This window comes from Bhargavaea sp. GQ12, assembly GCF_059758705.1.
Genome location: NZ_JCAXEU010000002.1, coordinates 227,459 through 253,211, shown reverse-complemented (window position 1 = coordinate 253,211; position 25,753 = coordinate 227,459). Strand labels below are relative to the sequence as shown.

General features: G+C 54.8%; 29 protein-coding genes and 1 riboswitch. Of the genes, 13 read left to right on the top strand and 16 right to left on the bottom strand.

What is annotated here, in order from left to right; genetic code table 11:
- Positions 1–45: 45 nt before the first annotated feature.
- On the top strand, positions 46–1,041 hold the full coding sequence (locus tag AC6CHQ_RS03005) for a homoserine dehydrogenase (RefSeq protein ID WP_498080857.1): 996 nt from the start codon (positions 46–48) through the stop codon (positions 1,039–1,041).
- A gap of 192 nt (positions 1,042–1,233) precedes the next feature.
- Here the strand turns inward: AC6CHQ_RS03005 and cysK are convergent, their stop codons facing one another.
- On the bottom strand, positions 1,234–2,157 hold the full coding sequence (gene cysK, locus AC6CHQ_RS03000) for a cysteine synthase A (RefSeq protein WP_498080856.1): 924 nt from the start codon (positions 2,155–2,157) through the stop codon (positions 1,234–1,236).
- A 193-nt stretch (positions 2,158–2,350) separates the two neighbouring features.
- On the opposite strand from cysK, the gene AC6CHQ_RS02995 reads away from it, so the two are divergent.
- The 3 genes from AC6CHQ_RS02995 (at position 2,351) to AC6CHQ_RS02985 (ending at position 4,944) form a co-directional block, all read left to right on the top strand.
- Complete coding sequence (locus AC6CHQ_RS02995) at positions 2,351–3,133, top strand: ABC transporter ATP-binding protein (protein ID WP_251239872.1); 783 nt, start codon at positions 2,351–2,353, stop codon at positions 3,131–3,133.
- Positions 3,117–3,878: an ABC transporter permease gene (locus AC6CHQ_RS02990; protein ID WP_498080855.1), complete on the top strand. Its 762-nt coding sequence runs from the start codon at positions 3,117–3,119 to the stop codon at positions 3,876–3,878. The genes AC6CHQ_RS02995 and AC6CHQ_RS02990 overlap by 17 nt, the downstream gene beginning before the upstream one ends.
- A gap of 64 nt (positions 3,879–3,942) precedes the next feature.
- Complete coding sequence (locus AC6CHQ_RS02985) at positions 3,943–4,944, top strand: ABC transporter substrate-binding protein (RefSeq protein WP_498080854.1); 1,002 nt, start codon at positions 3,943–3,945, stop codon at positions 4,942–4,944.
- 44 nt (positions 4,945–4,988) lie between these two features.
- On the opposite strand, the gene AC6CHQ_RS02980 is transcribed toward AC6CHQ_RS02985, so the two are convergent.
- Both AC6CHQ_RS02980 and AC6CHQ_RS02975 read right to left on the bottom strand, forming a co-directional pair.
- The gene (locus AC6CHQ_RS02980; RefSeq protein WP_498080853.1) at positions 4,989–5,183 is read right to left on the bottom strand and encodes a PspC domain-containing protein; all 195 of its coding nucleotides are present in this window, start codon (positions 5,181–5,183) and stop codon (positions 4,989–4,991) included.
- Between the two features lie 97 nt (positions 5,184–5,280).
- The gene (locus AC6CHQ_RS02975; protein WP_498080852.1) at positions 5,281–5,772 is read right to left on the bottom strand and encodes a QueT transporter family protein; all 492 of its coding nucleotides are present in this window, start codon (positions 5,770–5,772) and stop codon (positions 5,281–5,283) included.
- 8 nt (positions 5,773–5,780) lie between these two features.
- Positions 5,781–5,826, bottom strand: a riboswitch (PreQ1 riboswitch).
- Between the two features lie 173 nt (positions 5,827–5,999).
- Here AC6CHQ_RS02975 and AC6CHQ_RS02970 point away from each other — a divergent pair.
- Entirely contained in the window at positions 6,000–6,587 is a 588-nt protein-coding gene (locus AC6CHQ_RS02970) for a copper resistance CopC family protein (protein ID WP_498080851.1), read from the top strand.
- On the top strand, positions 6,584–7,645 hold the full coding sequence (locus AC6CHQ_RS02965) for a CopD family protein (protein WP_251239878.1): 1,062 nt from the start codon (positions 6,584–6,586) through the stop codon (positions 7,643–7,645). Before AC6CHQ_RS02970 ends, AC6CHQ_RS02965 begins: the two co-directional genes overlap by 4 nt.
- 93 nt (positions 7,646–7,738) lie before the next feature.
- Here the strand turns inward: AC6CHQ_RS02965 and AC6CHQ_RS02960 are convergent.
- From AC6CHQ_RS02960 to AC6CHQ_RS02950, 3 genes are all read right to left on the bottom strand, one after another.
- Positions 7,739–9,294 (bottom strand): IS3 family transposase gene (locus AC6CHQ_RS02960; RefSeq protein WP_498080850.1). Its coding sequence is split into 2 segments (ribosomal slippage): positions 7,739–8,664 and positions 8,664–9,294, totalling 1,557 coding nucleotides; the frame shifts between segments, so codons are not numbered across the junction.
- 128 nt (positions 9,295–9,422) lie between these two features.
- Positions 9,423–10,922: a BCCT family transporter gene (locus AC6CHQ_RS02955; protein ID WP_092050466.1), complete on the bottom strand. Its 1,500-nt coding sequence runs from the start codon at positions 10,920–10,922 to the stop codon at positions 9,423–9,425.
- Positions 10,923–11,080: 158 nt separating this feature from the next.
- Positions 11,081–12,595, bottom strand: coding sequence for a BCCT family transporter (locus AC6CHQ_RS02950; protein ID WP_092050464.1), 1,515 nt, complete (start codon positions 12,593–12,595; stop codon positions 11,081–11,083).
- A 159-nt stretch (positions 12,596–12,754) separates the two neighbouring features.
- Between AC6CHQ_RS02950 and AC6CHQ_RS02945 the strand changes: the two genes are divergently transcribed.
- Positions 12,755–13,666 (top strand): DMT family transporter, encoded by a 912-nt coding sequence (locus AC6CHQ_RS02945; RefSeq protein ID WP_251239879.1) that lies wholly within the window; start codon positions 12,755–12,757, stop codon positions 13,664–13,666.
- 40 nt (positions 13,667–13,706) lie between these two features.
- Here AC6CHQ_RS02945 and AC6CHQ_RS02940 read toward each other — a convergent pair whose 3' ends face one another.
- Positions 13,707–13,868 (bottom strand): hypothetical protein, encoded by a 162-nt coding sequence (locus AC6CHQ_RS02940; RefSeq protein ID WP_251239880.1) that lies wholly within the window; start codon positions 13,866–13,868, stop codon positions 13,707–13,709.
- A gap of 169 nt (positions 13,869–14,037) precedes the next feature.
- Between AC6CHQ_RS02940 and AC6CHQ_RS02935 the strand changes: the two genes are divergently transcribed.
- The 3 genes from AC6CHQ_RS02935 to AC6CHQ_RS02925 are packed head-to-tail and all read left to right on the top strand — an operon-like array spanning position 14,038 to position 17,124.
- Positions 14,038–14,730, top strand: a complete 693-nt coding sequence (locus AC6CHQ_RS02935; protein WP_092050459.1) for a response regulator transcription factor — start codon at positions 14,038–14,040, stop codon at positions 14,728–14,730.
- Positions 14,708–14,881 carry a hypothetical protein gene (locus AC6CHQ_RS02930; RefSeq protein WP_177168270.1) on the top strand — a complete coding sequence of 58 codons (174 nt, stop codon included), beginning with the start codon at positions 14,708–14,710 and terminating at the stop codon, positions 14,879–14,881. Before AC6CHQ_RS02935 ends, AC6CHQ_RS02930 begins: the two co-directional genes overlap by 23 nt.
- Positions 14,881–17,124: a sensor histidine kinase gene (locus AC6CHQ_RS02925; protein WP_251239881.1), complete on the top strand. Its 2,244-nt coding sequence runs from the start codon at positions 14,881–14,883 to the stop codon at positions 17,122–17,124. Before AC6CHQ_RS02930 ends, AC6CHQ_RS02925 begins: the two co-directional genes overlap by 1 nt.
- Positions 17,125–17,303: 179 nt before the next feature.
- On the opposite strand, the gene AC6CHQ_RS02920 is transcribed toward AC6CHQ_RS02925, so the two are convergent.
- The 3 genes from AC6CHQ_RS02920 to AC6CHQ_RS02910 form a co-directional block, all read right to left on the bottom strand.
- On the bottom strand, positions 17,304–18,098 hold the full coding sequence (locus AC6CHQ_RS02920) for an alpha/beta fold hydrolase (protein WP_498080849.1): 795 nt from the start codon (positions 18,096–18,098) through the stop codon (positions 17,304–17,306).
- A gap of 250 nt (positions 18,099–18,348) precedes the next feature.
- The gene (locus AC6CHQ_RS02915) at positions 18,349–18,861 is read right to left on the bottom strand and encodes a hypothetical protein (RefSeq protein WP_251239884.1); all 513 of its coding nucleotides are present in this window, start codon (positions 18,859–18,861) and stop codon (positions 18,349–18,351) included.
- Positions 18,858–19,259 carry a hypothetical protein gene (locus AC6CHQ_RS02910; RefSeq protein WP_251239885.1) on the bottom strand — a complete coding sequence of 134 codons (402 nt, stop codon included), beginning with the start codon at positions 19,257–19,259 and terminating at the stop codon, positions 18,858–18,860. Before AC6CHQ_RS02910 ends, AC6CHQ_RS02915 begins: the two co-directional genes overlap by 4 nt.
- 123 nt (positions 19,260–19,382) lie before the next feature.
- Here AC6CHQ_RS02910 and AC6CHQ_RS02905 point away from each other — a divergent pair, with 123 nt between their 5' ends.
- The 3 genes from AC6CHQ_RS02905 to AC6CHQ_RS02895 all read left to right on the top strand — a co-directional run bounded on the left by AC6CHQ_RS02905 (position 19,383) and on the right by AC6CHQ_RS02895 (position 21,577).
- Complete coding sequence (locus tag AC6CHQ_RS02905; RefSeq protein ID WP_498080848.1) at positions 19,383–20,420, top strand: potassium channel family protein; 1,038 nt, start codon at positions 19,383–19,385, stop codon at positions 20,418–20,420.
- Between the two features lie 354 nt (positions 20,421–20,774).
- Positions 20,775–21,011 carry a hypothetical protein gene (locus AC6CHQ_RS02900; RefSeq protein ID WP_092050441.1) on the top strand — a complete coding sequence of 79 codons (237 nt, stop codon included), beginning with the start codon at positions 20,775–20,777 and terminating at the stop codon, positions 21,009–21,011.
- A gap of 104 nt (positions 21,012–21,115) precedes the next feature.
- Positions 21,116–21,577 carry a DinB family protein gene (locus AC6CHQ_RS02895; RefSeq protein WP_498080847.1) on the top strand — a complete coding sequence of 154 codons (462 nt, stop codon included), beginning with the start codon at positions 21,116–21,118 and terminating at the stop codon, positions 21,575–21,577.
- Positions 21,578–21,756: 179 nt separating this feature from the next.
- Here the strand turns inward: AC6CHQ_RS02895 and AC6CHQ_RS02890 are convergent, their stop codons facing one another.
- The 6 genes from AC6CHQ_RS02890 to AC6CHQ_RS02865 form a co-directional block, all read right to left on the bottom strand.
- The gene (locus tag AC6CHQ_RS02890; protein ID WP_498080846.1) at positions 21,757–21,951 is read right to left on the bottom strand and encodes a hypothetical protein; all 195 of its coding nucleotides are present in this window, start codon (positions 21,949–21,951) and stop codon (positions 21,757–21,759) included.
- Positions 21,952–21,991: 40 nt separating this feature from the next.
- Positions 21,992–22,621, bottom strand: a complete 630-nt coding sequence (locus AC6CHQ_RS02885) for a response regulator (protein ID WP_251239887.1) — start codon at positions 22,619–22,621, stop codon at positions 21,992–21,994.
- A complete protein-coding gene (locus AC6CHQ_RS02880) occupies positions 22,618–23,736 on the bottom strand; it encodes a sensor histidine kinase (protein ID WP_498080845.1) in 1,119 nt (372 codons plus the stop codon). The genes AC6CHQ_RS02885 and AC6CHQ_RS02880 overlap by 4 nt, the downstream gene beginning before the upstream one ends.
- Positions 23,733–24,431, bottom strand: a complete 699-nt coding sequence (gene liaF / locus AC6CHQ_RS02875) for a cell wall-active antibiotics response protein LiaF (RefSeq protein ID WP_498080844.1) — start codon at positions 24,429–24,431, stop codon at positions 23,733–23,735. The genes AC6CHQ_RS02880 and liaF overlap by 4 nt, the downstream gene beginning before the upstream one ends.
- A gap of 117 nt (positions 24,432–24,548) precedes the next feature.
- Positions 24,549–25,199, bottom strand: a complete 651-nt coding sequence (locus AC6CHQ_RS02870) for a PspA/IM30 family protein (RefSeq protein WP_251239890.1) — start codon at positions 25,197–25,199, stop codon at positions 24,549–24,551.
- A 24-nt stretch (positions 25,200–25,223) separates the two neighbouring features.
- Complete coding sequence (locus AC6CHQ_RS02865) at positions 25,224–25,568, bottom strand: lmo0954 family membrane protein (protein WP_251239891.1); 345 nt, start codon at positions 25,566–25,568, stop codon at positions 25,224–25,226.
- Between the last annotated feature and the right edge of the window lie 185 nt (positions 25,569–25,753).

Below are 25,753 nucleotides of genomic sequence, written 5' to 3'. Positions count from 1 at the left end.
AACTTGTTATATTGGAAGGAATCTTTATGTCGGAGGTGTTCGCCCATGGCTCCAGTGAAAGCGGCCATCCTTGGATTCGGTACGGTCGGCCAAGGCATTTATACAATCGTGAATGAACGGAAACAACAACTTGAGAAAACGATCGGTTCCCCGATCGAAATTGCTGCCATCCTCGTCCGCGACTTGGATAAAACCCGCCCTGAGACCCCGGGAGTCCTCATTACCGACCGGTTTGAGGAGATCCTGGCCATCCCGGATCTGAAGGTCGTTTTCGAAGCGATCGTCGGCGAAGAGCCGGCACGCACCTATCTGGAGCAGGCGATCGCCGCCGGCTGTCATGTCGTAACTGCGAATAAAGTGATGTACGCCAAAGCTGCTCCTGCACTTGAACGGCAAGCCAGGGAACAGGGGACCGGCATCGGATATGAGGCAACCGTCGCAGGCGGCGTTCCGGTGATCAAAACGATCGATAACCTGAACCTTTCCAACGAAGTGACCGGCATCCAGGGCATTCTGAACGGAACTTCGAACTTTATTCTGACGAAGATGCGCAAGGAATCGTGTACCTTCGAGGAAGTTCTGAAGGAAGCGCAGGAACTCGGCTATGCCGAAGCGGACCCGACCAATGACGTGTCCGGGTTCGATGCCTTCTGCAAGTTGATGATCCTGAGCGGCCTGTCGTTCGGTGAGCAGCCGGACTGGGAGAACGTGCCGATGGAAGGCATCGATGCGCTTTCTCTTGACGAAGTGATCGACGCAGACCGCCAGGGCCTCCGCTACCGCCATATCGCGGATGTCCGCCGCGGGGAAGACGGTTCCATCCAGGCATCCGTCGGCCCGGTGCTGATCGGCCCGGACCATCCGCTGTACGGCATCGACGGCGTCGACAACGCCGTCGCCATCGAAACGGCCTACGCCGGAACGCTCACCGTCATCGGCCCTGGGGCAGGCATGCTGCCGACCGCGAGCGTGATGGTCGAGGACGCAGCGGTGCTGCTGCGGAAACACGCCACCTTTCGCGAACTCGTAACCCGTTCATGAAAAAAGCGATGCCTCGCCTTGAGCGGGGCATCGCTTTTGTGTTGCGGGGAACTGAGTTTGAAGAATAGCCCTCCGAGTTTGAAGAATAACCGCCCGAGTTTGAAGAATAGCCCCCTAAGCTTGAAGAATACGAGCGGCGGCTGCGCGCCGGCCACAAAAAAGGAGATCCCCGGTAAATTCGGGGATCTCCTTTTATTCAGGAAACAGGTCAGACGACAGGTACCGCTCGCCCGTGTCCGGCGCGAGACAGAGGACGTTGGCGCCTTTCGGCAGCTTCTTGGCGATCTGGACGGCGAAGTGGGCGGATGCCGCCGCGGAGGCACCGACGAAGATGCCTTCTTCCGCGGCCAAGCGCCGAGCCATCACCTGGGCGTCGCCGTCTTCGATGAGGAGGATCTCGTCGTAAACGTCGCGGTTAAGGATGGCCGGGACAAATCCCGGGCCGGTACCCGGGATTTTATGCGGGCCGGGTTCTCCGCCGGACAGGACGGGTGACCCCTTCGGCTCGACGACATAGATTTTCAGGTCCGGGATCTGTTTTTTCAGCTCTTCACCGGTGCCGGTCACGGTGCCGCCGGTGCCCGCCGTCAGGACGAAGGCATCGAGCTTCCCGTCAAATGCGTCCAGGATTTCTACGGCGGTCGTGCCGCGGTGGGCATCCGAGTTTGCCGGATTCTCGAACTGCATCGGGATGAATGCGTCCGGAATGTCCGCAGCCAGTTCTTCCGCCTTGGCGATGGCGCCGTTCATGCGTTCGGCTGCAGGCGTCGAATACACTTCCGCGCCGTATGCCTTCAGGATTTTCACCCGTTCCGCGGTCGCGTTGTCTGGCATCGTCATGATGCACCGGTAGCCTTTGGCCGCGCATACCATGGCGAGGCCGATCCCTGTGTTGCCGGACGTCGGCTCAATGACTGTGCTTTTTCCCGGGATCAGCTTGCCTTCAGCTTCGGCCCGCTCGATCATATTCAATGCTGCGCGGTCCTTTACACTGCCGCCAGGATTAAATGATTCCAGCTTGATATATACATTCGCACCGTCCGCTTCGGGAATTTTATTGAGCCGGACGGCGGGGGTGTTGCCGATCAGGTCCAAAATGGACTGGACGATTTTCATGGCAGATTCCGCCTTTCTTACATACGATGGAGTTAATTCCTATTTACAAAGTATAGTTTAAATAAATAATGCAGGCAACTCGTCTGATTTCCAAGATGCATCCATTGACATCTTGACGTTTTGAGGTATGATTATGCTTAAAACTTAGTAATTCGATATGGATTATAATTTTAGATTAGAAGGAAGTGCAATGATGTTCCTTAAGATAGATGGAATACAAAAAAGCTTCGGAAAGGACGGCCGGCGCGAACAAGTGCTTAAAGACATCAGCGTCGATGTCCGGGAAGGCGAGTTCGTATCACTGCTTGGACCATCAGGCTGCGGCAAGTCGACGCTGCTGAACATCGTTGCCGGACTGAACCGTCCGGATTCGGGTGTACTCCAGCTGGACGGCCGCGACATCGTGAAGCCGGGCAAGGAGCGGGGCATGGTATTCCAGCAGGCGGCGCTGTTTCCCTGGCTGACTGTTGAGGAGAATGTAATGTTCCCTCTGAAGGGCATGCCTAAAGAAGAAGCGCGTGAAACCGCCAAGAAATACCTCCGTCTCGTGCAATTGAGCCAGTATGCGGGCCATCATCCGCATGAGCTGTCGGGCGGCATGCAGCAGCGGGTGTCAATCGCGCGTGCGCTGGCTATGGATCCTGCTGTGCTCCTCATGGATGAACCGTTCGGCGCGCTGGATGAGCAGACCCGGATGCGGCTCCAGGGCGTGCTCGAAGAAATCTGGATCGAAACGAAAAAGACGATTATTTTCGTCACGCACAGCATCCAGGAAGCCGTCCGGCTTTCAGACCGCATTATCGTCATGGGCACCCATCCCGGCCGCGTCCTGCAGGACATCGAAGTCAAACTGGAGCGCCCGAGGGAAGGCCATCTGAAAGAGATGGCAGCCTATGAGGAATCGATTCTCGGACTGCTGAAGACGGAAAACGACAAAGTCGAAGAAGAGGAACAAAGCCATGCGGTTGGTTATTAAGCGTCTCGTCTTCTTCGTCTCCCTGTTTCTGGTCTGGGAACTCGCTGTCCGGCTGTTCCAGGTTCCGGCGGTCCTCCTGCCGGCACCGACCGATGTCTTTGGCGCACTCGGTGAAATGATTGCGGACGGCACGCTGTTCCGTGATCTCGGGGCAAGCTTCACGAGGCTGCTTGTCGGCCTCGCGATTGCCCTCCTGATCGGTCTGCTGCTCGGCATTCTGCTCGCGAAGTCGAAGACGGCCGACGAAACGCTCGGCTCACTTATCCTCGCGCTGCAGAGTATCCCGAGCATCGTCTGGCTGCCGCTTGCGATCATGTGGTTCGGCCTGAACGAAAAGTCGGTCATCTTCATCATCGTACTCGGTGCGGCGATCGTTATGACGATCAACGTGCGTACCGGCATCCAGAACGTCTCTCCGATTTATCTGAAGGCTGCGCAGACGATGGGCGCGTCCGGACCGGATCTGTTTTTCCGGGTCATGCTGCCGGCGTCGGTACCGTATTTCGTCACAGGCACCCGTCTTGCCTGGGCATTCGGCTGGCGCGCACTCATGGCCGGCGAACTTCTCAGCACCGGTCCGGGACTTGGCTACACATTAAAATACGCTTCCGACTTCGGCCGGATGGACATGGTGCTCGGCATCATGATTGTCATCGGCGTCATCGGTGTCACGGTCGACCTGCTGCTGTTCCAGCGCTTTGAACAGCAGGTCAGGGTGAAGTGGGGGCTTGAACCGTCCGCGTGACGGAGTTTATGCGTTAAGGAATTTCAATAATTAATGAATAACCGGGCCAGGACCCGGAAAGGGGATGTTGGATTTGAAGAAATGGTGGCTTGGAGCATTTATGCTCGGCATCATCACGTTGCTCGCGGCGTGCGGGGGCGGAGACAATGCAGGAGGCGGAGACAAGGAGAAGATGATCATCGGCTACTTCCCGAACATTGACCACGCGCCTGCAATGGTCGCAAGGGAAAACGGCTATTACGAAGAAAAGCTCGGCGATGACGTTGAGCTCGATTACATCACGTTCCCTGACGGCGGCACATTCATGGCTGCACTCAAGTCGGGTGAAATCGATGCCGGCCTCGTCGGTCCCGGCCCTGTCCTGAACAATTTCTCTAACGGAGCGGAAGTGAAAGTGCTCGCGGGCGCATCTTCCGGCGGCACGGTCGTCGTCGCCAGCGAGAAAAGCGGCGTCGAATCGGTCGAAGACATGGCAGGCAAGACATTCATCACACCGGGTATCGGATGCACGCATGATGTTCAGTTTGAAACGTACCTTCAGCAGCTTGGCAACGATGAGCTTGCATCGTCCCGGATCGGCGGCTCGCTTAATCACGTGACCGGCAACCCGGCGTCCTACCAGGCGATGTTCGAATCCGGCAAGGTCGATCTTGCAGCGGTTCCTGAGCCATGGGCTTCGATCCTCGTCGACAACGGCGCGAAAGTCATCATCAGCACGGAAGACATTGCATACGGGGAAAGCCTCCCGAATACGGTCCTCGTTGCCAACAACAAACTGACGGAAGAAAAGCCGGAACTTGCGGCGAAATTGCTTGAAGCGCACAATGAATCGGTTGCGTATATCAACGACAACCCGGAAAAAGCACAGAAAATCGCGATCGACTCCATCAAAGACCTGACAAACCAGGAGATGGATGCGAAAATCGTTGAACAGGCGATGAGCCGCATTACGTACACGACGGACGTCAACGAAGCAGTCCTCAAGGAATTCGGTAACTCTTCCTATGAACTCGAGTTCCTGAAGGAAGCACCTGAATTCGACGGTCTTGTCGCGGATAAGGAATAACCAAAAAAGCGATGCCCCGGCGGCATCGCTTTTTTCATCCCTGATCAGTCCAGCTGTTTGTCCGTCGGCATCACGATGGCGGCAATCAAATAAATCAGCCAGGTGATCCCGGAAGTGAAAAATCCGGATAGGACGGTGACGATGCGGAGGATGCTCACATCGATTCCGAACCGTTCGCTGAGACCGCCAAGAACACCCGACAGCTGTTTTTCACGTGTGGATCGGTAGTATCTTTTCATCGGATCACTCCCCTTCTGACTACTATACGATTAAGTACGCGGACAGTTCCCTAAACATAAAATAAAGCCCCGGCTTACCACCGGGGCTTTAAATGGATCAGTCTACAATCATTCGGCTGAAGTCGAGCCGTTTGTTCAACGCATTCATGACCGGTACACCGACAATCATGACGACAAATTCGCTGATGGCCAGTGTGGCGTAGGTGAACCAGAACGGAAAGCCGAGTGCCAGCTTCAGTTCAATCGCGATGATGAACATCGTGAACGTGAAGACGAGCGTGTTCGCGACCATGCCTTTCACGCGGCCTTTGACGAACTTGCAGAGGACGACTGTAATCGCAAGCGAGAACAGGGAATGCGCCACGCCAAACGTCAGGTCATACCAGCCGAGCGTCGATAATAGCAGGTTCGAGATGAACACGCCGAGGACAATTCCGATCAGGTATTTCTTGTTGAATACGACGAGGTGGTTGAACATCTCGGATACACGGAACTGGATATTCGTGAAGCCGAACGGCGCGATGAGCGCCGTGACGGCGAGGTATAATGCGGCAATGACGGCATTGACAGCCATCGTTTTGACTTTCATCTATTTTCTCTCCCCTAGTTTTGTTTTCGCGGGATGGTTACGAACCGCGCGGGAAAAAAGCCCGAAGTTCAATCTTATTACAGGTTTTTCATCAGGTCAACGGGAAAGAGTGGAAGTGGTATGGAGCGGTGGCGGGTGGTTTCTGCTTGTCGGATCCGGCAGTCTGTTTTAGAGTGAAGTTAGATAATCACGAGAAAAACATCAATCAACTGAAAGCAGGGGAAAGCATGAGAAAACTGTTGCTCACTATTCTTTTTGTAATGATTTTGCCGTCCGGGGCTTTGGCGCACTCCCATATGGAGACATCGGTGCCGGAAGACGGGGCGACGGTGACGGAACCGCTTGAAGAGATCGTCCTGACATTCAGTGCCGGCATCGAGGAAGGCAGCAAGCTGATTCTGACGGGAGGAGAAGGCGAAGCGGAATTCCGGGAGATGGTGGTAGAGGGGGACCGGCTGACGGGCATTCTGTCCGCTCCGCTGCCGGACGGGGAATGGACACTCGGATGGGAGGTCATCAGTGAAGACGGCCATCCGATCAGCGGCGAGCTCTCCTTCACCGTTGCGGCGGGCATCACTGCGGAGGAAGAGCAGCCTGCAGACGGCAACGTGCAGGAACCGGCCGGACAGGAGGAAAGCAACGGGGAAGAAGACGCCTCTGTGGAAGAAGAAACCGCAGTTTCAGAAGAAACAGCTGATGACGTCACGGAGACTGCAGACGAAGAAAGCGGCAACGGGATGATGACAGGCGTTCTTATTGCAGTCGTGCTGATCCTGATTGCGGTCATCTTCTTCTCACTCCGTAAGAAACGATGATTGCTTATACCGCGCTGTCAGATTTCCTGCTTTATCTGGTGATGGCCTTTTTGACGGGTGCGATTGCCCTTGAGTTCGTGCCGGACGGACGGAAGCCGGAAATCCGTATCACCGGACGGCAGAAGATGGTCGCTGCCGCCTTTATACCGGTGCTGGCCGCAGCACCGGTCGTCCAGCTGGCCATAATGCTGGCACCGGCAGGGGAGCGCCTGTCCGCCTTCCTGGATATCGCTGCACGATTCCGGGCCGGACACACCTTTTTGGCGATTGTGGTTCTGGCCGTTCTGCTGATCGCGGCCATCGGCTTCAGGGCCAATGCCTCCATACAGGCCGTTCTGATGGCTCTGGCATTTATCGCCATTGCATACGGCAGCCATTCAGCGAGCACCCACGGACAGCCCGGATTGACCGGCCACGCGGTGCATCTGGCAGTGCTATCCGTCTGGGCCGGTATTTTGCTCATCATCGCCTGGCGGCCGTCTGAAACGATGAACTGGCGGGCGTTTATCCGTTGGTTCACGCCATTTTCCGTTGTACTGATGGCCATTATCATCGGTACGGGGATTTTCCTTATGCTGTTTGTCGTCAGGGCTGACGACTATGCTTCTTCATGGATGCTGCCCTATGGCCAGATGCTCCTCCTGAAGCATCTGAGCATCTTGCCGCTGCTTGCTGCGGCATTGGTGAACGGTTTCCTTTTACGGTCGGAAAGGCCGGTGATGCATTGGCTGAAAACAGAAAGCCTGCTCCTCGGCTTTGTCCTGCTGTTCACCGCCTTCATGAGCAAGCTGGCTCCGCCCCATGACGTGAACTCGACGTTTGCCAGGGAAGGTGCAGCCCCGCTGGCCGAATGGCTTTCCGGTCCGGCGGGATCCTCAATCCGTGCCCGGTTGGATCCGAATCCGGAAGGTCTTCTGATTCTGGTCATCGCCACGCTCCTTCTGCTATTGCTTTTGATCGGCGGCCGGCGGGAGCTTCCGAAGTGGCTGGTCGCCGCAGCGGGAATTGGATTTATTGCAGCTGCATATGCGGGTCTGATGATGGTTACTGCATTCTGAAATCGCCGTCCGATTCTGGACTAAAACAGCGGAACGCCCACTCCATCTGAACTGCACCCGGTCAAGCAGACAGAGTAAATAAGTAAAATTGATTTAAGCGGCTTCAGTCCTATATTCAATCGGACTGAGGCCGTTTAGTCGTTCCTGAAAACGTTCGTGGTTATAAAAATGGATATAGGCTTCAACGGCTTCCTTAAGCTCATCAAACGATTGATAGGTACTTAAATAATATTCTTCGCATTTTAAGGCTCCCCAAAAAGACTCCATCGGCGAATTGTCGATGCACCGGCCTACCCTGGACATGCTTTGCGTGATGCCAGCCTTTTCTAATTTGATCTTGAATTGCCTACTGGTGTATTGGAATCCTCGGTCACTGTGGAGAATTGGCTGGGCACCAGGCTCTGCCCGCAGGGCTTGATCCAATGTCTCGAATACCAATGCATTGTTGTTGGAACGGCCCAGGACATAAGAAACGATGGAACCGTCATGGAGGTCTCGGATTGCACTCAAGTATGCCTTGGATTCAACACCGTACTTGAACTCCGTGACGTCCGTAACCCATTTCTGATTCGGCTTGTCCGCGAGGAATTCCCGGTTCAGGAGGTTCTCTGCCACGTGCTGCGCAGTTGATGGCAAATAGCGTTTCTTTTTCCGGCGGATGACCGATTGGATTCCTGCCAGTCTCATCAGGCGATATACCCGCTTGAGATTGAATTTGCGGCCATGTTTACGTTCAAGGACCATCTTCATTCGGCGGTAACCGTAGATCCCTTTGCGCTCCTTGTGAATCTCCCGGATGTCTGTAAGAAGTTCCTGATTCAATTCTTCTTCTTCCGTGGGAACTCGGTTCAGCCATTGATAGTAGGACGATCGGCCAACTCCAGCGAGTTCACACAATAATTCAATCGGATGACCATCTGACTCATGGACTTCGCGTATGGCCAGATAACGGTTTTCCTGCCGGACTCCGCTTAGAAACGCCTCCTTTCGATTTCGTCCAACTTTTTTAAGAGTGCATTTTGAGCTCGAAGACGCTCATTCTCCTTCTCGATCCGCTTGATCTCCAACTTCAGACGCTGCTCGCTGGTCAGCTCTTCGTCTGCCTTTTTGCGTCCGCGTCCGTCTTTAAGAGCTTCTTCTTGGCCTTCTTCGTATTTCTTCACCCATTGGTAGACCTGATTATAGGAGACCCTGTAAGTCTCCGCTGTTCCCTGATAGTCCTTGCCGGATGCGATACACTGCTGGGCAATCTCAATCCGCTCTTCCCAGGTTGTCTTCCTTCCCTTGGTCATGGGATCCCTCCGTTCCTTAAGTCCCTTGGGGACTTCTCCATGACCATTATACTTTTTTAGCCAATCCCTCAAAACAGAACGGTCGCTAATCCCGTATTTGATGACAATTTCACTAGGGGTCAGTCGACCGCTTAAGTAATCGTTGATTGCCGAGAGCTTCAGTTCCTTCGAATAAGAACTCCACTTCGATCGGGGCTTAAGACCAGCTTCTCCAAACGCTTCATATTGGATTAGCCACTGTTTTATTGTGCTTTCTGACAATCCAAACTGCCGGCAGAGTCGTGCTTTCGAGATTCCACTTTCACAAGCCTGGATGACCTTCATCTTTTCATCAAATGAATATCCTTTGTAAGCCATAGGAAAAGCTCCCCCCAAAGTAAACAGAGTTTTGTTTTTTACTCTGTCTGCTTTGAGGGGAGCATATCAATCCGGGGAGCGGGCGTTCCGTTTTTTCTTCTTTGATTGCAGGCTGTGTGGTGCTGAATTTATTTTCCTTTTGCGAGCTTTTCCATCCTTCTGCGTTCTTCCTTCAGGGCCTTCAAGATCCCGATGGTCATGAGGATCATGACGAAGGAGAAAGGAAGGGCGGCGATGATGATGGTGTTCTGGATCGCCTGAAGGCCGCCGACATACAGCAAGAGGATCGCAATGGCCGACTGGGCAATTCCCCAGACGAACTTCACCTGATTTGGCGGTGTCAGTGAGCCTTTGGTCGACTGCATCCCGAGGACGAAGGTGGCCGAGTCTGCCGAGGTGATGAAGAACGAAGCGATAAGAAGAATCGCAATGACCGACAACACGATGGACAGTGGAAGCTGGTCAAACATGTTGAACAGGACCAGTTCCGACGACAACGCGCTCAAGTCTGTGCCAGAGTCATGGACAGAGGCCGCCGTCGAGCCGAAAGCTGCAAACCAGAATGAAACAAATAACGTCGGGATGATAATGACGCCAAGCAGAAATTCCCGGATAGTCCGTCCGCGGGATATGCGTGCGATGAACATGCCGACGAATGGAGCCCAGGAAACCCACCATGCCCAGTAGAAGATGGTCCAGCCATCGACGAAGCTGCGGTTATCTTCGGCAAGCGGTGCGGTCCGGAAGCTCATTTCCAGCATATTCACAAGATAAAGTCCGAATGTTTCCGTGAAGATGTTGAAAATCATAAGTGTAGGACCGACCACAACAACGATGATCAGCAGAATAACTGCCAGCACCATGTTCGTGTTCGACAGGTACTTGATCCCCTTGCTGAGTCCCGACCAGGCGGAAATGATGAATAGAATGGTCACGGCCACGATGATGGCGAATTGGGAAGTGAATCCGATCTCGATCCCGAATAGGTGATTCAGCCCTGCGTTAATTTGGACAGCACCGAAGCCGAGGGAAGTCGCAACACCGAATGCAGTTGCAAAAACAGCGAGCACATCGACGACAACTCCCCATGGGCCGTTCATCTTATCACCGAAAATCGGCTTCAATGTTGACGAAATTAACCCGGGTTCGTCTTTACGGAACTGGAAGAAGGCGAGTGCCAGTGCGGTAATGCCGTACATGGCCCAGATCGGCGCGCCCCAATGCAGGTACGAATAGGTCAGGCCTTCCTTCAGGGCCGCGCCTGTACCCGGCTCTTCCGTCGGGGGATTGACCACATAATGGGAGATCGGTTCGGACGCGCCGTAGAAGACGAGTCCGATGCCCATTCCGGCAGAAAACAGCATGGCCACCCATGTGGCTGTTGAAAAGTCAGGACGGTCGGTGTCCTTTCCGAGCCGGATTCTGCCGTAAGGGCTTACTGCGACAATAATTGCGAGAATAAGGAACGCGGCAAACAGCAACAGATAATACCAGCCAAATGCCGTGGAGACAAAGGACTGGATGTTGGTTGTAACCTGTTCATACGTTTTGGGCGCGATGACGCCGAAGACAACAGTCAGTGCGATAATGGCGACAGTTATATAAAATACATTTGAGACTTTCTTCATGATTCCCCCTATGAATAATATGGCCTGACAATCAGCTTACCACCATACCAGACTTTCGAAACAAAGGCAAAACGATTTATCTGAAATTTTTTTATTCGTACACCTCAGAAAAGCTGCCCGCTTCCCCTTTTTGTCGGAAAGCGGGCATGTTTTTGCCGTCATTTATTACGGATCTGCTTTCCTTTTGCAAGGTCTTCCATACGGCGTCGTTCCTGTTTAAGTGCCTTGTAGGTACTGTACACCATCAGAATCAGGATGACCGAAAACGGCAGGGCTGCAATGATGATCGTGTTCTGGATGGCCTGAAGTCCGCCGACATATAAAAGAAGGGCGGCAATTCCGGACTGCGCCACGCCCCACATCAGCTTGACCTGGTTTGGCGGGGTCAGGGATCCGTTCGTTGACTGGATGCCGAGGACGAAGGTCGCCGAATCCGCGGACGTGATAAAGAACGATGAAATCAGCAAGATGGCGATGAGGGACAAGATGATCGACATCGGGAGCTGGTCGAAGACATTAAATAGTACAAGTTCTGTTGCGAGCCCGCTCAGATCGGTTCCCGAATTGTGGACGCTGGCTGCCGTTGTTCCGAAGGAGGCAAACCAGAAAATCGAAAACAGTGTCGGGACAAAGATGATGGCCAGCAGAAATTCCCGGATCGTCCGGCCCCTCGAGACACGGGCGATGAACATGCCGACAAACGGTGACCAGGAGATCCACCATGCCCAATAGAAGATCGTCCAGCCTTCAACAAAGTCCCGGTTGTCCCCTGATAGAGGAGCGGAGCGGAAACTCAGCTGGATCAGGTTCTGGAAATGGGTACCGAGTGTTTCCGTGAACAGGTTCAGGATCATCAGTGTCGGGCCAACAATGACTACGAAAATCAGCAGAAGCACGGCGAGCACCATATTCGTGTTGGACAGGTACTTGATCCCTTTGCTGAGGCCTGACCAGGCGGAGATCATGAACAGGACGGTCACGACCGAGATGATCGCGAACTGCGCAGGAAAGCCGACTTCTACGCCGAATAGATGATTCAAGCCCCCGTTAATTTGTACAGCACCGAAGCCGAGTGACGAAGCGACCCCGAATGCGGTAGCGAAAACGGCGAGCACGTCGACAGCGATTCCCCAAGGGCCATTCATCTTGTCGCCGAAAATCGGCTTCATTGTTGCAGAAATTAAACCGGGTTCATTTTTGCGGAACTGGAAAAAGGCAAGCGCGAGAGCAGTAAGGCCATACATGGCCCAAGGAAGAATACCCCAATGCAGATAGGTCGACACCAGGCTGTCCTTAAGGGCGGCTTCCGTGCCGGGTTCTTCTGTAGGCGGATTTACAGCGAAATGAGTCAGCGGTTCGGCTGCCCCGTAGAAGACGAGCCCGATTCCCATGCCGGCGGAAAATAGCATGGCCAGCCAGGTCGGTGTTGAGAAATCAGGACGGTCGGTGTCTTTCCCGAGCCGGATCCGTCCGTACGGACTCAGCGCGAAAAACAGCGAGACGAGTACCAATGCGGCCATGAGAAGCAGATAATACCAGCCGAAATTGGTAAGTATAAAGGCCTGGATGTTGCCTGTGGCCGTTTCATACTGTTCCGGCATCACAACGCCGAACAGGACCGCCATGGCAATCAAAGCGAGAGTGATATAAAAAACTTTCGTGACTTTTTTCATGGTTCCCCCTTATCAAAACGATTTATTATGAACACAGTTACCCACCCTAACAAAATAAGAAACCGATTGCAAATGGGCAACAGGCAAAAAGGCTGGTTCGTACGGCCGTTCGGTTGTGATATAGTCATATCAGAATAATGGGATAAAGGAGGGGTCGACTTGAATTTGCTGCCGTTTATCAGTGTGCTGATTGGCGCGATTTTGTGGGGGACAACAGGCACGGCTCAGTCCTATCTTCCCGAAAGCGTCCATCCGCTGACTGTTGGAGCGCTCCGGCTTGCCGGCGGCGGCCTGATCCTCCTATTTTTCGCAATCGCGATGCGCCGGGTGAACTTCGGGGAGTGGCCATGGCGGGCGACGCTGGTCGCAGCTGTCGCGATGGCGCTTTTCCAGCCCTTTTTCTTCGGTTCAGTCCGTCTGACGGGTGTCGCGGTCGGCACAGTGACAGGTATCGGCAGCGCGCCGGTGTTTGCGGGACTGATTGAATGGATCATCCTGAGGCGCCGGCCGTCCAGAAGATGGGCGATGGCCACTGTGCTTGCGGTTGCAGGATGTGCACTTCTGCTTTTGACAGGCGATGACGTTTCCGTCAATCCGTCAGGTGTCCTGCTGGCATTGGGTGCCGGGCTGACATTTGCCGTCTATTCCATGACCAGCAAGATCGTACTGGAATTTGCGAATCCCGCCGCGGCCGTCGGTGTCGTCTTCACGATCAGCGCAATGCTGCTGTCACCATTCCTCTTCATTTATCCGCTGGATGGCCTTCGCTCCCAGGAAGGAATCTCAGTCATTATTTACATTGCGGTTGCCGCGACTGCGGTCGCCTATCTTCTCTATTCCTCAGGTTTAAAGGAGCTGCCGGCCGCAACCGCCGTCACCCTTGCACTTGCCGAACCGCTTACCGCAGCGATCCTTGGCGTCGCGATAGTCGGCGAAGAACTGAACTTCTTTGCATGGATGGGTGTCGGCCTGCTGCTTGCGGGGCTGATCGTCCTTACATTCGGCAAGCGCGGTCCGGATGAGGAGCAAACACCGTATTTCCGCAAGCAGATTAGCAAAGAAAAGGAATAGTTCTTGTAAAAAGGGCAGCCGTCCCGGACGGCCGCCCTTTTCAACTTTCTTCTTTTTTAGTGTTGCGGGGCTTCTGTTTTTTCGCGGCTTCATTTTGCCCGATGACACCCAGGTCATCGATGCTGATGTCATAGCCGTAACCGTATTCCTCACGGTTTTTCGTGCTGCCGGGCTTATTATGCTCTTTCTTATTTTTGCTCATGTTGCACCTCCACTTCCAGAATGCCCGGGAAGGGAATGTTTCATTCATCGGTGCAACCGGGTGAGGACCTGCTCCGCTTTTCTTCCTTAAGAAAATCTTCATTTTTCCCCTTTATTTTTCTTCAGTTTTCCGCGGTACAATAAAATCAACATGAAAGGGGCGGCTCTTTATGGAACGGTTTAAGGTGCTGGTCGTCGACGATGACAAGGAGATCCGGGACGGCATCGAAATTTATCTGAAAAACGAAGGCTACGATGTGCTCAAGGCTGGCGATGGATCGGAAGCGCTCCGGCTTCTGGAGGAAAATGAAGTGCATCTGATCATCCTCGATATCATGATGCCTGAAATGGACGGCATCCAGGCGACGTTCCGCATCAGGGACTCGAGGAACATCCCGATCATCATGCTGAGTGCAAAGTCCGAAGAGACGGACAAGATCCATGGGCTTTCGGTCGGGGCGGACGACTATGTGACCAAGCCGTTCCACCCGATGGAACTGATGGCGCGCGTGAAGTCGCAGCTCAGGCGTTATGTCCGTCTGGGCACGTATACAGACACGGGCGGCGAAACCCGTGTCGGCGGGCTGACGCTGAATCCGGAGTCCAAGGAATTACTGGTGGACGGCGAACCGGCAAAGCTGACACCGATCGAATATCGGATTACCGAATTGCTTATGCAAAATGCCGGACGGGTGTTTTCAATCAATGACATCTATGAGCGGGTGTGGAACGAACAGGCGTACAACGCCGACAATATCGTCGCCGTCCATATCCGGAAAATCCGCGAGAAGATCGAGGCAGACCCGAAAAATCCGAGATACCTGAAGGTGGTGTGGGGCATTGGCTATAAAATCGAAAAGTGACATCTGGCTATCCGTCATTGCTTTGGTGCTTGCGGCTGCAAGCCTCATCTACTGCTCGGGATTTATCGCGGACTTTTTCGACAGCCGTGGCGTGGACGCGGCGGAGACGATCGCCCGGCTCCGTAATGTTCTGAAAGGAAGTGTACTCTGATGCCCAAGGGTAAGTGGACACAGGCCGTCTGGCTGGCGCTTGCCGCATTCGCCCTTTTTTCCGTGATGGTGCTGATCGAGGCGGGGCCGCGGATCATCGGGAAGTCGTACACCGAAACAGACGGCTTCCGTAGCAGCATGGACTTCTTCTACAACCAGATCGGGCCGTACGTCCTGAATCCGGTCGAGCCGGAAGAGGCCAAGAAAAGCATCGGGGTCACGGAAGAGGAGATGGATGAACACCGGTACCGTTTCGGAAACCTCGAAGATCAGCTGGCATCGATCAGAGATCAGTATGAAGGCAGGATCGGTGCGGCGGAGAGTGCGGACGAAAAAGAGGCGCTTGCCGCGGAGCGGGACGAAAAGCTTGAGGACATCCGGCAGAACTTCCTGGATGACAAACATGTCGCGGAAAAGGTCCGTGCCGAAAAAGGCCGGGTCATCGATGAGTATATGAAGACGCTCCGGGAGAACCGGCCGTCGTTCGAGAACCATGTACGCCATGTCTACTACGAGCTGACCGATACGGCAACCGGCGAAACTTATACGAGCGGTAATATCCGTGAGGAAGCGGCTTACAAGCGAACCTTCAACGAGAAAGACGGCTATCTGCGGGCATCACAGATTACGAGGGATCTGGACTACACGGGTGAGGCAAGCAGCCTGATTCCGAATGAAGTGAAAACCTTCGAGGGAACGGTGATTGTCCCGCAGTCTGTGCTGAACGAAGCGGCGCACCGGGGGACCAGGGATGAGGTTTATCTGAATGATGACCAGCTTGCCTGGGGGTATACCGTGTTCAAAGCGGAACAGCGTGCGTATGTGGGGGTCTGGCTGGCGGGCCTTCTAGCTCTTGCGCTCCTGTTTACCGTGTTCCGGCTCCAGCCTTCAGTCTGGAAAGGGAACGCGCTGTCGCAGAAGTTGGAACGTTTCCCGATTGATGTCGTGACGGCGGCAGCAGCAGTTGCATCGCTGATCGCGCTCGCATTCGCTGAATATATGAAAGAAACCTTCATGAATTTTGTTCATCATACAGGCAGTTTCCTATACTCGGAACTGGCCGCCAACGCGATGTTCTTCGTGCTGGCGCTTGGTGTGGCAGTTTTTCTGATCCTTCATGTTGTCCGGCGGTTTTCGGACAGCGAACGGATCGGGCAGGATCTGGAGCGTGCCTACATCAGGAAAGCCGCGGATGATCTGCGGGCGTTCTTCCTGAACAGAAAACTCGGCACGCAGGTGATGTTCATGCTCGTTGTGATTTTCCTTGCAGGCCTTGGATTCGGGGGTGTAGTTCTCTTTGGGTTCAGAGATGGCGTAGAGAGTGTGGTGCTTGGGGCTATCTGGCTGTTCCTTTTCTTTACGGTTGCCCTGCCGGTGCTGTTGTTCATGATCCGGCGGACCGGTTATCTGAACCGGATCATTGATGCGACCGGCCGGATGGCGGCTGGCCGCCTGGCCGAAGAGGTTCCGGTAAAAGGAACAAGTCTGTTCGCAAAGCACGCTTCGGACCTGAACCGGCTCCGGCAAGGCGTCCGGCTCTCCATGTCCGAACAGGCAAGAAGCGAGCGGCTCAAAACAGAGCTGATCACGAATGTCAGCCACGACCTGCGCACGCCGCTGACGTCGATCATCACCTACACCGATCTGTTGAAGAAGCCGGATCTGACGGCCGAGGAACGCGCGGAGTATGTGGATGTCCTCGACCGCAAATCCCAGCGGCTGAAGACGCTCATTGACGACCTGTTCGATGTCTCCAAGATGGCGAGCGGCAATGTGGAGCTGAACCGCCAACGGGTCGACCTCGTGGAACTCGTCCGGCAGGCAATCGCCGAGCACGGCGAGGAAATCGCCGCGTCCCCGCTCGACTTCCGGATCAACATCGCGGAAGGCCCGCTGCCGGCTTCGGTCGATGGCCAGAAATGGTGGCGTGTCATCGACAACCTGATCCAGAACGCGCTCAAGTATGCGATGCCGGGCACACGGGTGTATGTCACGCTGGACGAGGCGGAAGAAGTGACCCCGGAAGTCCGATTTACGATTAAGAACGTTTCCCGGTACGAACTTGGCGACAATGCGGATGAACTGTTCGAGCGCTTCAAGCGCGGCGACGCCTCCCGCCATACCGAGGGTTCGGGTCTCGGCCTCGCCATCGCGCAGTCGATTGTCGACCTGCATGAAGGCCGGATGACGATCGAGATGGACGGGGACCTGTTCAAAGTGACGGTTGCCGTTCCGAGAGCGTGAGGGATGAATGACGAAATCGACGCTGCGAATGACGAGATTGAAACGCTGAATGACGAGATTGCGCAGCCGAATGACGAGATTAGCGCCGTGAATGACGAAATCAAGCGGCGGATAGTGGATTCAGAAGACGCACGACAAGGAAAAGCGCTCCTGCAGGTGGCTCTGCAGGAGCGCTTTTCCTATTTCTCGGTGCTTCTAATAAACCTTCTGAGCAGCTTGTTAAACTTGTCATGTTCTTCAAAGAACAGACCATGACCGCTGTAGTGAAACGGAACAAGCTGTGAATTCTTTATTTGCTGATTAAGGTGCTGGGCTTGTGCAAAAGGGATCACCTTGTCGTGAACACCATGAACAATCAAGGTTGGAACGTGGATCTTTGGCAAATCGGAATCAAGCTTTTCATCTCGCAATGTAGTGATGATCGCTGCCGTTGACCAGCCTGCGGCCTGAAAGCCCAATTGGAGAAACCACTCAGAAAATGGAGGGGTAATGTATTGGAAGAAAAAGTTCTCTGTCACTTCCCGCATCATCTTGGGACGGTCATTTAGCGCCTGAGTCAGGAACCTGGCTGCAGTCTCAGTGGAAAACCCTGTAGGAGCGGCAGCATCAATCAGGACAAGGTTGGATACACCGTAACCATGATGGCGGGACATATACCGAATCGCAATGGCTCCGCCTGTGGAGTGACCCGCAAGAGTGAACTGATCCAATTGAAGTGCATCCACCACTGCACGGATATCATCCGCCAGCCGGTCAAAACTGTATCCGCTTATTGGTTGATCTGACTTTCCGAATCCTCTCCAGTCAATTCCGATACAGCGATAACCCTTATGGGGAAGAACGTTAAATTGATATTCAAACTGTTTATGGCTTAAAGGCCAACCATGCAGGAAGACGATCGTCTTACTGCCCTCAGGATTTATATCTTCTACATATAATTTCACACCCGGTTCAACAGTGACATAGTAGCCCACACCGATTCCCCCTAATAAAGCATTCCAAATAAGATATTCATTTGAGTGAATGAGGTGACTGCCTATTCCTCAGAGCGCATATCAGCATGTTTTCTTGGGCAAGCCGTGTTTTTCTTTAAATACAAAGATTTGATTGAAGGATGTACGGTCAGGAAAGAACACGCTCATCATCTGCAGGGATGAAAGATGGATGGGCAAACTCTCGCCCTTATAAAAGGAGCTTTCGGCATCGGGCCGGAAGCTCTTTTTCTTATAGGATGGCCTGCAGCAGGGCAGGAAAATCACCCGGCAGTTCCTTCATGTAGACGATGAACATGAAGAAGAGCCAGACAAGTGCAGGAACCGCAAGGCTCTTAAGGGCAGCGGGCCATCCGGGTTTCGGTTTTTTCCTGAGCAGCCGGTCCGCTATGAACCCGAGAAGGGCCGCCGCCACGCCGTAGCCGAGAGCTACCAATCCGAATGCGGCATGCAGTACGCCGGAAATCACCGGCTCAGCCCAAGGCTTCCGGAATCCGCGCGAAAGGCGCGCCGCAAGAAAGTCTGCAAGCAGTGATGCCGGCACGCCGACCAAAAGAATGACCGGGAAGCTGTACATCAGGTAGATAGGGACGGTCAGCGTGAAGGCATTCAGGAAGCCGCCGGGTGTTGCCGGGAATTCCCCGAACGGATCTGGTGTGAGGAGGCCGAGGAGGACGGCGAACACAGCGCCTGCCAGGGAAGCGGCGATGATTTTTCTGCGGAACAGCCCGCCTGCGTCCGTCAATCCGCTTCCTCGATGATCAGGCCGTCGTCACTGAACACCGCGTGTGCCCAATCCTTGCCCTCTTCCAGTTCCACAGGCTTCGTCTGCCTGGCGCCGACCCCGGTCCCGTCCGTGCTGACTGACAGTGCGAATGCAGTCGTTTCTTTCCATTCCCCGGGCTGGACATCGAACCAGATGACTTCACCATCCTTAAACTGGCTGCCGTCTGCGTTGACCACATTTTCACCCGGCACCTTCTCGCCGTTTTCATAGCGGATCAGCTGAACGTGACGGTACTGGCCACCGGTCTGCATTTCCACTGATAGACCGCTGCCGTGGTCCGCTGCCGTTTTCGGCGCGCCGCAGCCGGAAAGCATTAACATCATGGCAGCTAAAGCGGCCGGCACGAGTTTTTTCATCAGCTATCCCTCCCAAGTCTGTGTTTTCCAATAATAGGACGGACGGTCCGCCCGAGGGTTGCGGTTATCGGCACGTCTCCCGGGGTAAGAGAAAAAGACCAGACCCCGGAAAGAAGGATGATTATGTTCAGGAAAAAATGGCTCGACATTCCGACCGGCTACCGGCGGCTGCTATTTCTCAGTTTGTTGGTCGTCCTCTTGGTCGGGGTCGGGATTGTCGGGTTCATGCATTACGAGAGCCTGTCATTTTTCGATTCACTATGGATGACGATTATTTCTGTCATGACGATCGGCTATGGGGACATGTATCCCGTGACCGATGAAGGCCGGCGTTTTGCGTTGCTGGTTGTGCCGTTCGGCGCAGGAGTTGTCACGTACGGGCTCGGTACCGCGGCATCATATCTGATCGAAAAACAGCTGTCTGAGAAAGTGTGGGATAAGCAGATGGATCATGAAATTGATAAGCTGGAAGACCACATCATCGTGTGCGGGTTCGGCCGCGTCGCCCAGCAGGTATACCGTGAACTGCGTAATATGGAAGAGGAACTTAAGGTTTTGTACATACATGACAACGAAGACGAGCTTCTCGAGGTGGTGGACCAGGGAACGCTCCGTCTGATCGGTGATCCGACGGACCGGGACATTCTTGAAAAGGCGCGCACGGACAAGGCCCGCGGGCTGATCGCTGCTCTCGACAGCGACGCGGATAATGTCTTTATCACGCTGACGGCAAAAGGGATGAGCGAGGATATCGAGGTCGCGGCCCGCGCCGAGAAAGAAGGTTCCGAGGAAGTGCTGAAGCGTGCGGGGGCCACCCGTGTCATCAACCCGTCAAGCATCGGCGGCCGTGAGCTTGCGCTGTCCGTCGTGAGCCCGTCCGGCATTGATTTTATCAATGACCTCATGATGGCAGAAAAAAAGGAGTTCGTCGTAGGCGAGGTCGTTTTGGGAGAAAAGTGTCCGCTTACCGGAAAGTCAGTGGAATCATCGAATCTGCGCCGGGAGTTCGGCATCACGCTGCTCGCCATCGGACGGGAAGAAGGCGTCCTCAGCAACCCTGACCCCGATGAGGAGTTCAGGACGGGGGACAAGCTGATCGTCGCCGGCAACCAGGAAAGCATTGCTTCGCTCGACGGGAAAGTGAACGGGGTTATTGACTGATGTGTCTCATGTCATCAGGGTCCTTTTGTTCATTTCCGGGGCTGCAGGTTTAAAGGGTTGTGTGGAAAAGGAATAGTCTAACACGATTCCCCGTCTCCCTGAGGCCGGTTTGTTGAGTTTCCGTAAATTTGAAGTTTTAGGCAGGAATTTAAATGGAAAGCACGAAAAGGATAATAACAAGTCAGGTGATTGCTGCAGACAGGGGAGACTGGGAACGCTCCGGCTCGCCGCCCGTCAATTTCCGGGCCCGGCCGGGGCATCCGGCGTGTCGCCGGTAAGGGCGGACATCGGTCCGCCTAATCATCCATGGACTGACGGCTTGCAGCCGGGTCAGCCGTGAAAGGAGCGGAAACCATGACTAGACATGAAAACTATCCGAACGCGCGCGACTATGATCCGCAGCGCGGGGATCGCAACGAAGGCGAACTGCCGCTGGCCGACCCTTCCGAATCCAACTCGACTGACGTCTTCCGTGAAAACGAAAATGAAGACGTCGGCAAAGGAGAGCCATCCGCATTCGAGGGTGACGAAGGCCTCGATAAAGGCTACAACGACACCGCGCCGAATGAACGGTATCCGGGAAAAGAATAAATCAAAACCGCTGACCCGTCACGGTCAGCGGTTTTGTGTGTTTTAGTTCAAAAAATCCGGCGATTCGTCCACAATGGAGACAGTACCTTGAAGGAGGAATTCCAATGGCAACAATAAAACAGATGAAATTCGCGCGCGGTTATACGCTAGGACAGCTGTCACAGCTGGAAGGGGCGGACTGGGACAAGCTTCACCCGGGCTTCAGCAACAACGTCCGCTGGAACGCGGGCCACATCTTCGTCTCACTCGAGAACTTCACGAAGATGATCAATCCGGACTTTGAGATCGTCCATCCGGAATGGGTCGGCCTGTTCAACACAGGGACCAGCCCGGAAGGATGGGGCGAAGGCGTCCCGTCTAACGAAGAGATTCTGAGCGCGCTAAAGGGACAGACAGACCGCATCGCAGCAGCGCTTGACGGCCAGCTTGAGGGCCAGCTCGGCCACCCGCTTGAGATTGCCGGACACAATATGGACACAGGGGAAAAACTCCTGCAGTTTTCCGTCTGGCACGAAGGCGTACACGGCGGCATCCTGAACGCCATGGTACATTTGTCGAAAGCATAATTGAATACGAAAAAAAGCCGCTTCCGGCAGGGGAGCGGCTTTTGTTATGCAGCGGGGGGAGAGTTTCGGGACATACGTGGAGGGTACCGAGACATTCATGAAGAGTTTCGAGACATTCGTGCAGCGAATCGCGACACTCAGCGTGACAATCGCGACACTCAAACTGCGAATCCCGACACTCACTCTCCGCGGCCGCCGCCTCTCCGCCGCATCCACAAAATCACGAGCGCGCCGGCGATGCCGATCATGGCGATGATGATGACCATCATCCAACGGAACGGAAGGGCGGGGAGGACGATATTGAGAAACAGGATGGCGGCGATCAGCAAGATGACCGCCACCGGGATGAATGCGGAATTCTGGTTGTTGTTCAATCACATGCACCTGCTTTTCCGCGGCAAACCGCGGATTTTCTTATTCTGCGAGTCCGTTCTGGTAGGCGTAGACCGCGGCCTGTGTGCGGTCGTCGACGCCGAGCTTTGAGAGGATGTTCGAGACATGCGTCTTGACGGTCTTGAGGGCGATAAAGAGTTCGTCGGAGATGTCCTGGTTTGTCCTGCCCTTCGCAATCAGCAGGAGAATCTCCATCTCCCGCGCGGTCAGCTCGTCATGCGGCGCGCGCTCCGTACCGCGCATGCGCTGCATCATCTTTGTCGTCACCTCGGGCTCGAGCACCGTCCGGCCGCCGAGTGTGTCTCGGATGGCGTCAGCAATACGCGACGCCTTCGACGTCTTCAGGATGTAGCTGGACGCGCCGGCCTCAAGTGCCGGGTAGACCTTGTCGTCGTCGAGAAAGCTCGTGACCACCATGATCTTCGCCTCCGGCCACTCCTTCATGATGGCGGCCGTCGCCTCCGCGCCGTTCATCTCCGGCATGACCATGTCCATCAGAATGATATCCGGCCGCAACTGGAGCGCGAGGTCGACCGCCTCGCGCCCGTTCGAGGCCTCGCCGACCACTTCCATGTCAGGCTGGACCTGAAGGTAGGCAGATACGCCGATTCGCACCATTTCATGGTCATCCGCGAGCAATACCCGGATCATCTCGATTCCTCCGTTTCTTCAGATGGTGTTGCGGTCTCCGGCTCGATTTCCTTTAGTGGAATCGGAGCGGTGTCCGCTTCTTTTTCCGGCTGGCCGTCTTCTTCGGGGCGGGTCACCGGAAGCTTCACTTCGACAATCGTTCCCTGCGAGGGCACTGAGACGATCTTGCATGTGCCTCCGATTTCAATGGCGCGTTCGCGCACATTGCGCAGGCCGTAGGAGCCGCTTTTGCCGTCGCCGTCCCGGAACCCGATGCCGTTATCCTGGACGCGGAAAATCGCTAGTCCGTCCCGCTCGACGAACAGCACATCGAGCTCGGTCGCCTTTGCGTGGCGCAGCGTGTTCGACAGTGTTTCCTGGGCGATCCGGAACAGATGGTCTTCGGCTCCCTTGGACAGCGGAACGTCCTCGATGCGCCCGCGGATCGTAAAGTGGACCTTTTCATCCAATTCGTGAAGAAGTCCGCGGAGCCCTTCCGAAAGTGTCTTGTTGTTGAGCGGAGCGGGGCGCAGATGGAGGAGCAGCGCCCGCATCTCGAGCTGTGCCTGCTGAACGGTTTTTTCGACCTGTTCGAGCGTGCGCGAGGGGGCGCCGGTCTCTGCGCGTTCCCGTTCCGCCATCGCGGACAGGAGCATCGAGGCGGCGAAAAGCTGCTGGGAGACGGAATCGTGCAGCTCGCGGGCAAGCCGCTGACGCTCCTGTACGAGCCGTTCCTGGACCATCTGCTCCTGGTTTTCCGCCCGCTTGTCGGAAATCTCCTTCAGGCGTTCGCGTTGTGTTGTGAGAAGTTCCTCCACTTCACCGACTGCCCGCTCGGTGGGACCCGGGAGTTTGCGCTGCTTTTTGCCGGGTGCCGTCTCGAGCAGGCCATACAGCCGCTGTTCGACGGCGCGGATGTTCGTGCGGATGATCCCGGACGCCCAGAAGGCGAGCATCCATCCGGCCGCAATGGAGCCCGCGACGATCCAGACCGCAGCCGGGAGGCCGTATTGCTCCTCTTCGATCAGGAACCACCAATCGTCATCCGGCATGCCGAGCAGCAAGAACACAATCGCAGCCGAGACGGTGAGGAACAGGGTGGACAGGGTGAAAGCGCGTGCGATCAGGTGCTTCATTTGCGCGACACCTCCAGGTCCCCGAGCCAGGAGGAGACAGTGATGATCAGCTCGGCAGCCGGGCGCTCTTCTGTCCCGTAGCCGTCTTTCATATGCAGCTGTTCATTGAAGATGCGGTTCTGGTGGCGGCCGAACAGCCGGGAGTCGCCGAGAAGTGACGTGTAGTGGACGCGCACGGGAATTTCATACGGCACGTCGATCCTGACCTTGCCGATGCCCTGCCGGATCGAAATGAATGACGTCCCTTTTGGAAGTACGGTCTCCGTCACATCAACATGAATGTCGCCGAAGACCCCCTGGATGTGGACATCTTCCCACTCATAGGAGCTGAATGGCGTCGATTGCACGGAAAACAGCCGGTTTTTCAGGATGCCGTTCGGTGTTTCCTTTCTGGCATCCCGGAGCGGCCGGGTGATCTCCTCTGCCGGCACGCCTTTCCAAAGGCTGATGAAAATGTAGGCCAGCACGGCGAGGATTAGCAGACGGAGGCTCCAGAGGGAGAGAATCGCAATCCCGAGGAAGAACAAACCCGTCCAGAGGATCCATTTATTGCGGTGGCGGAAGCCATAATACGCCAGCCCGCCGCCGAGGATGACAAAGATGATGTTGCCGTCCCTGAAAAAGGCGGCTTCAATGAACACGAGCAGCACGAAGCTGATCACGATAAACCGGAGCTGGTCGGCCGATGGATGCATGGCGGGTTCCTCCTTTCGGGTGGTTTCAGTAAAAGCGGACATGTAGATCCGCATGATGCACAAAAGAAGGGGGAGACCCCCTTCCTATCTTACAAAATCCTGGAGCCGATGTCCCCGTCAGACGGTTTCTTTGTCGGCTTTTCCTGTGTTTTCTGCCTGTTCGATGATCGCAAGCGCGTCCAGCCGGCGCTCCATCGTGTCATGGCTATGTTCTTTCTCGATCTTATCGCCGATCTGCTCGACGTACGCCTTCATCTCGGAGTAAGGAGCCATCCCGCTGCTTTCATCCTGGATCACCTGGTCCATGCGGCGGTGGGCACGCGTCACGTTTTCCTTGCCCATCAGCTGGAGCTGGCGCACTTTCATGTCCTTGATCTTGTGCTTCATCTCTTCATACTTGCGCTCAAGGCCGATCAGTTCGGCATCCGTTTCGGCAAGCGTGCGGTCGAGTTCGTCGACGCGGTTGCCATAGGCACGGATTTCGTCCTGGGCGAAGGCGACCAGGTCTTCAATGCCCGCTTTCTCGGCAATTCCAAGCTGGTTGCGGCGCTTCTCAAGCATGGTTGCCGCTTCTTTCCGCTCTTTCTCAAGCTCTTCCTTTAGTTTTGCCTGACGGTCAAGCAACCGGCCAGTTGCTTCGGTCTGCTTTTCCGCCTGGCGGAGATATTCATTCAAAAGGGAGACGGGGTTTTTTTCTTCCTTTTTGTCGAGCAGCTCATGAAGGTCGGCCTGGACAGAGTATTTGATGCGGTTGAACAGTGAGTTCATATCGTTTTCCTCCTTATTGGGAACTTATTTCGTGATATTTTTCCATTCCCGTTCGAAATTAGCGAACGGGTCGCTATCTTTTTCGAACAGGACGGCTTCACGGGCATTCCACTTCTGGTACACGTACCAGAGTGCCGCGATGGCGAGCAGGCCGATGAATGCCGGGATGTTGCCGATGGCTGTCAGAAGGCCGATGATGCCGACCGCTGCCCAGCAAAAGCGTGCGAAGCCGGAAGTGCTCCGCTTGTAGTAGTGGTAGCCGGCATACATGATGGCGGCTGAGATGGCGAGACCGATGATCGCGCCGAGGTTGGCAAGGACGGTGATCCCTGCGACGATTCCGATAGTAATGAGAAGAAATTTCTTCAAGGTTTCCGCCTCCTTTCGTTGTTAACATTATTGTAGGCAGGAACTCAGGTTTTCCGAACGGGCTGCATGTTGATTTCCGTCTAGGTCCGGAGGCTGATTTTCACTCGGACCGGCAAGTCGATCCGGACGCCGAATGATATGGACGATGAGAACGTTTTCATGATACGATTCTTTCAAGAATAGTC

Bases quoted from the DNA above. Each gene is read 5' to 3' on its own strand.
- AC6CHQ_RS03005 (WP_498080857.1), top strand. From the start codon at position 46: ATGGCTCCAGTGAAAGCGGCCATCCTTGGATTCGGTACGGTCGGCCAA.
- cysK (WP_498080856.1), bottom strand. From the start codon at position 2,157: ATGAAAATCGTCCAGTCCATTTTGGACCTGATCGGCAACACCCCCGCC.
- AC6CHQ_RS02995 (WP_251239872.1), top strand. From the start codon at position 2,351: ATGTTCCTTAAGATAGATGGAATACAAAAAAGCTTCGGAAAGGACGGC.
- AC6CHQ_RS02990 (WP_498080855.1), top strand. From the start codon at position 3,117: ATGCGGTTGGTTATTAAGCGTCTCGTCTTCTTCGTCTCCCTGTTTCTG.
- AC6CHQ_RS02985 (WP_498080854.1), top strand. From the start codon at position 3,943: ATGTTGGATTTGAAGAAATGGTGGCTTGGAGCATTTATGCTCGGCATC.
- AC6CHQ_RS02980 (WP_498080853.1), bottom strand. From the start codon at position 5,183: ATGAAAAGATACTACCGATCCACACGTGAAAAACAGCTGTCGGGTGTT.
- AC6CHQ_RS02975 (WP_498080852.1), bottom strand. From the start codon at position 5,772: ATGAAAGTCAAAACGATGGCTGTCAATGCCGTCATTGCCGCATTATAC.
- AC6CHQ_RS02970 (WP_498080851.1), top strand. From the start codon at position 6,000: ATGAGAAAACTGTTGCTCACTATTCTTTTTGTAATGATTTTGCCGTCC.
- AC6CHQ_RS02965 (WP_251239878.1), top strand. From the start codon at position 6,584: ATGATTGCTTATACCGCGCTGTCAGATTTCCTGCTTTATCTGGTGATG.
- AC6CHQ_RS02955 (WP_092050466.1), bottom strand. From the start codon at position 10,922: ATGAAGAAAGTCTCAAATGTATTTTATATAACTGTCGCCATTATCGCA.
- AC6CHQ_RS02950 (WP_092050464.1), bottom strand. From the start codon at position 12,595: ATGAAAAAAGTCACGAAAGTTTTTTATATCACTCTCGCTTTGATTGCC.
- AC6CHQ_RS02940 (WP_251239880.1), bottom strand. From the start codon at position 13,868: ATGAGCAAAAATAAGAAAGAGCATAATAAGCCCGGCAGCACGAAAAAC.
- AC6CHQ_RS02935 (WP_092050459.1), top strand. From the start codon at position 14,038: ATGGAACGGTTTAAGGTGCTGGTCGTCGACGATGACAAGGAGATCCGG.
- AC6CHQ_RS02925 (WP_251239881.1), top strand. From the start codon at position 14,881: ATGCCCAAGGGTAAGTGGACACAGGCCGTCTGGCTGGCGCTTGCCGCA.
- AC6CHQ_RS02910 (WP_251239885.1), bottom strand. From the start codon at position 19,259: ATGAAAAAACTCGTGCCGGCCGCTTTAGCTGCCATGATGTTAATGCTT.
- AC6CHQ_RS02905 (WP_498080848.1), top strand. From the start codon at position 19,383: ATGTTCAGGAAAAAATGGCTCGACATTCCGACCGGCTACCGGCGGCTG.
- AC6CHQ_RS02900 (WP_092050441.1), top strand. From the start codon at position 20,775: ATGACTAGACATGAAAACTATCCGAACGCGCGCGACTATGATCCGCAG.
- AC6CHQ_RS02895 (WP_498080847.1), top strand. From the start codon at position 21,116: ATGGCAACAATAAAACAGATGAAATTCGCGCGCGGTTATACGCTAGGA.
- AC6CHQ_RS02885 (WP_251239887.1), bottom strand. From the start codon at position 22,621: ATGATCCGGGTATTGCTCGCGGATGACCATGAAATGGTGCGAATCGGC.
- AC6CHQ_RS02880 (WP_498080845.1), bottom strand. From the start codon at position 23,736: ATGAAGCACCTGATCGCACGCGCTTTCACCCTGTCCACCCTGTTCCTC.
- liaF (WP_498080844.1), bottom strand. From the start codon at position 24,431: ATGCATCCATCGGCCGACCAGCTCCGGTTTATCGTGATCAGCTTCGTG.
- AC6CHQ_RS02870 (WP_251239890.1), bottom strand. From the start codon at position 25,199: ATGAACTCACTGTTCAACCGCATCAAATACTCTGTCCAGGCCGACCTT.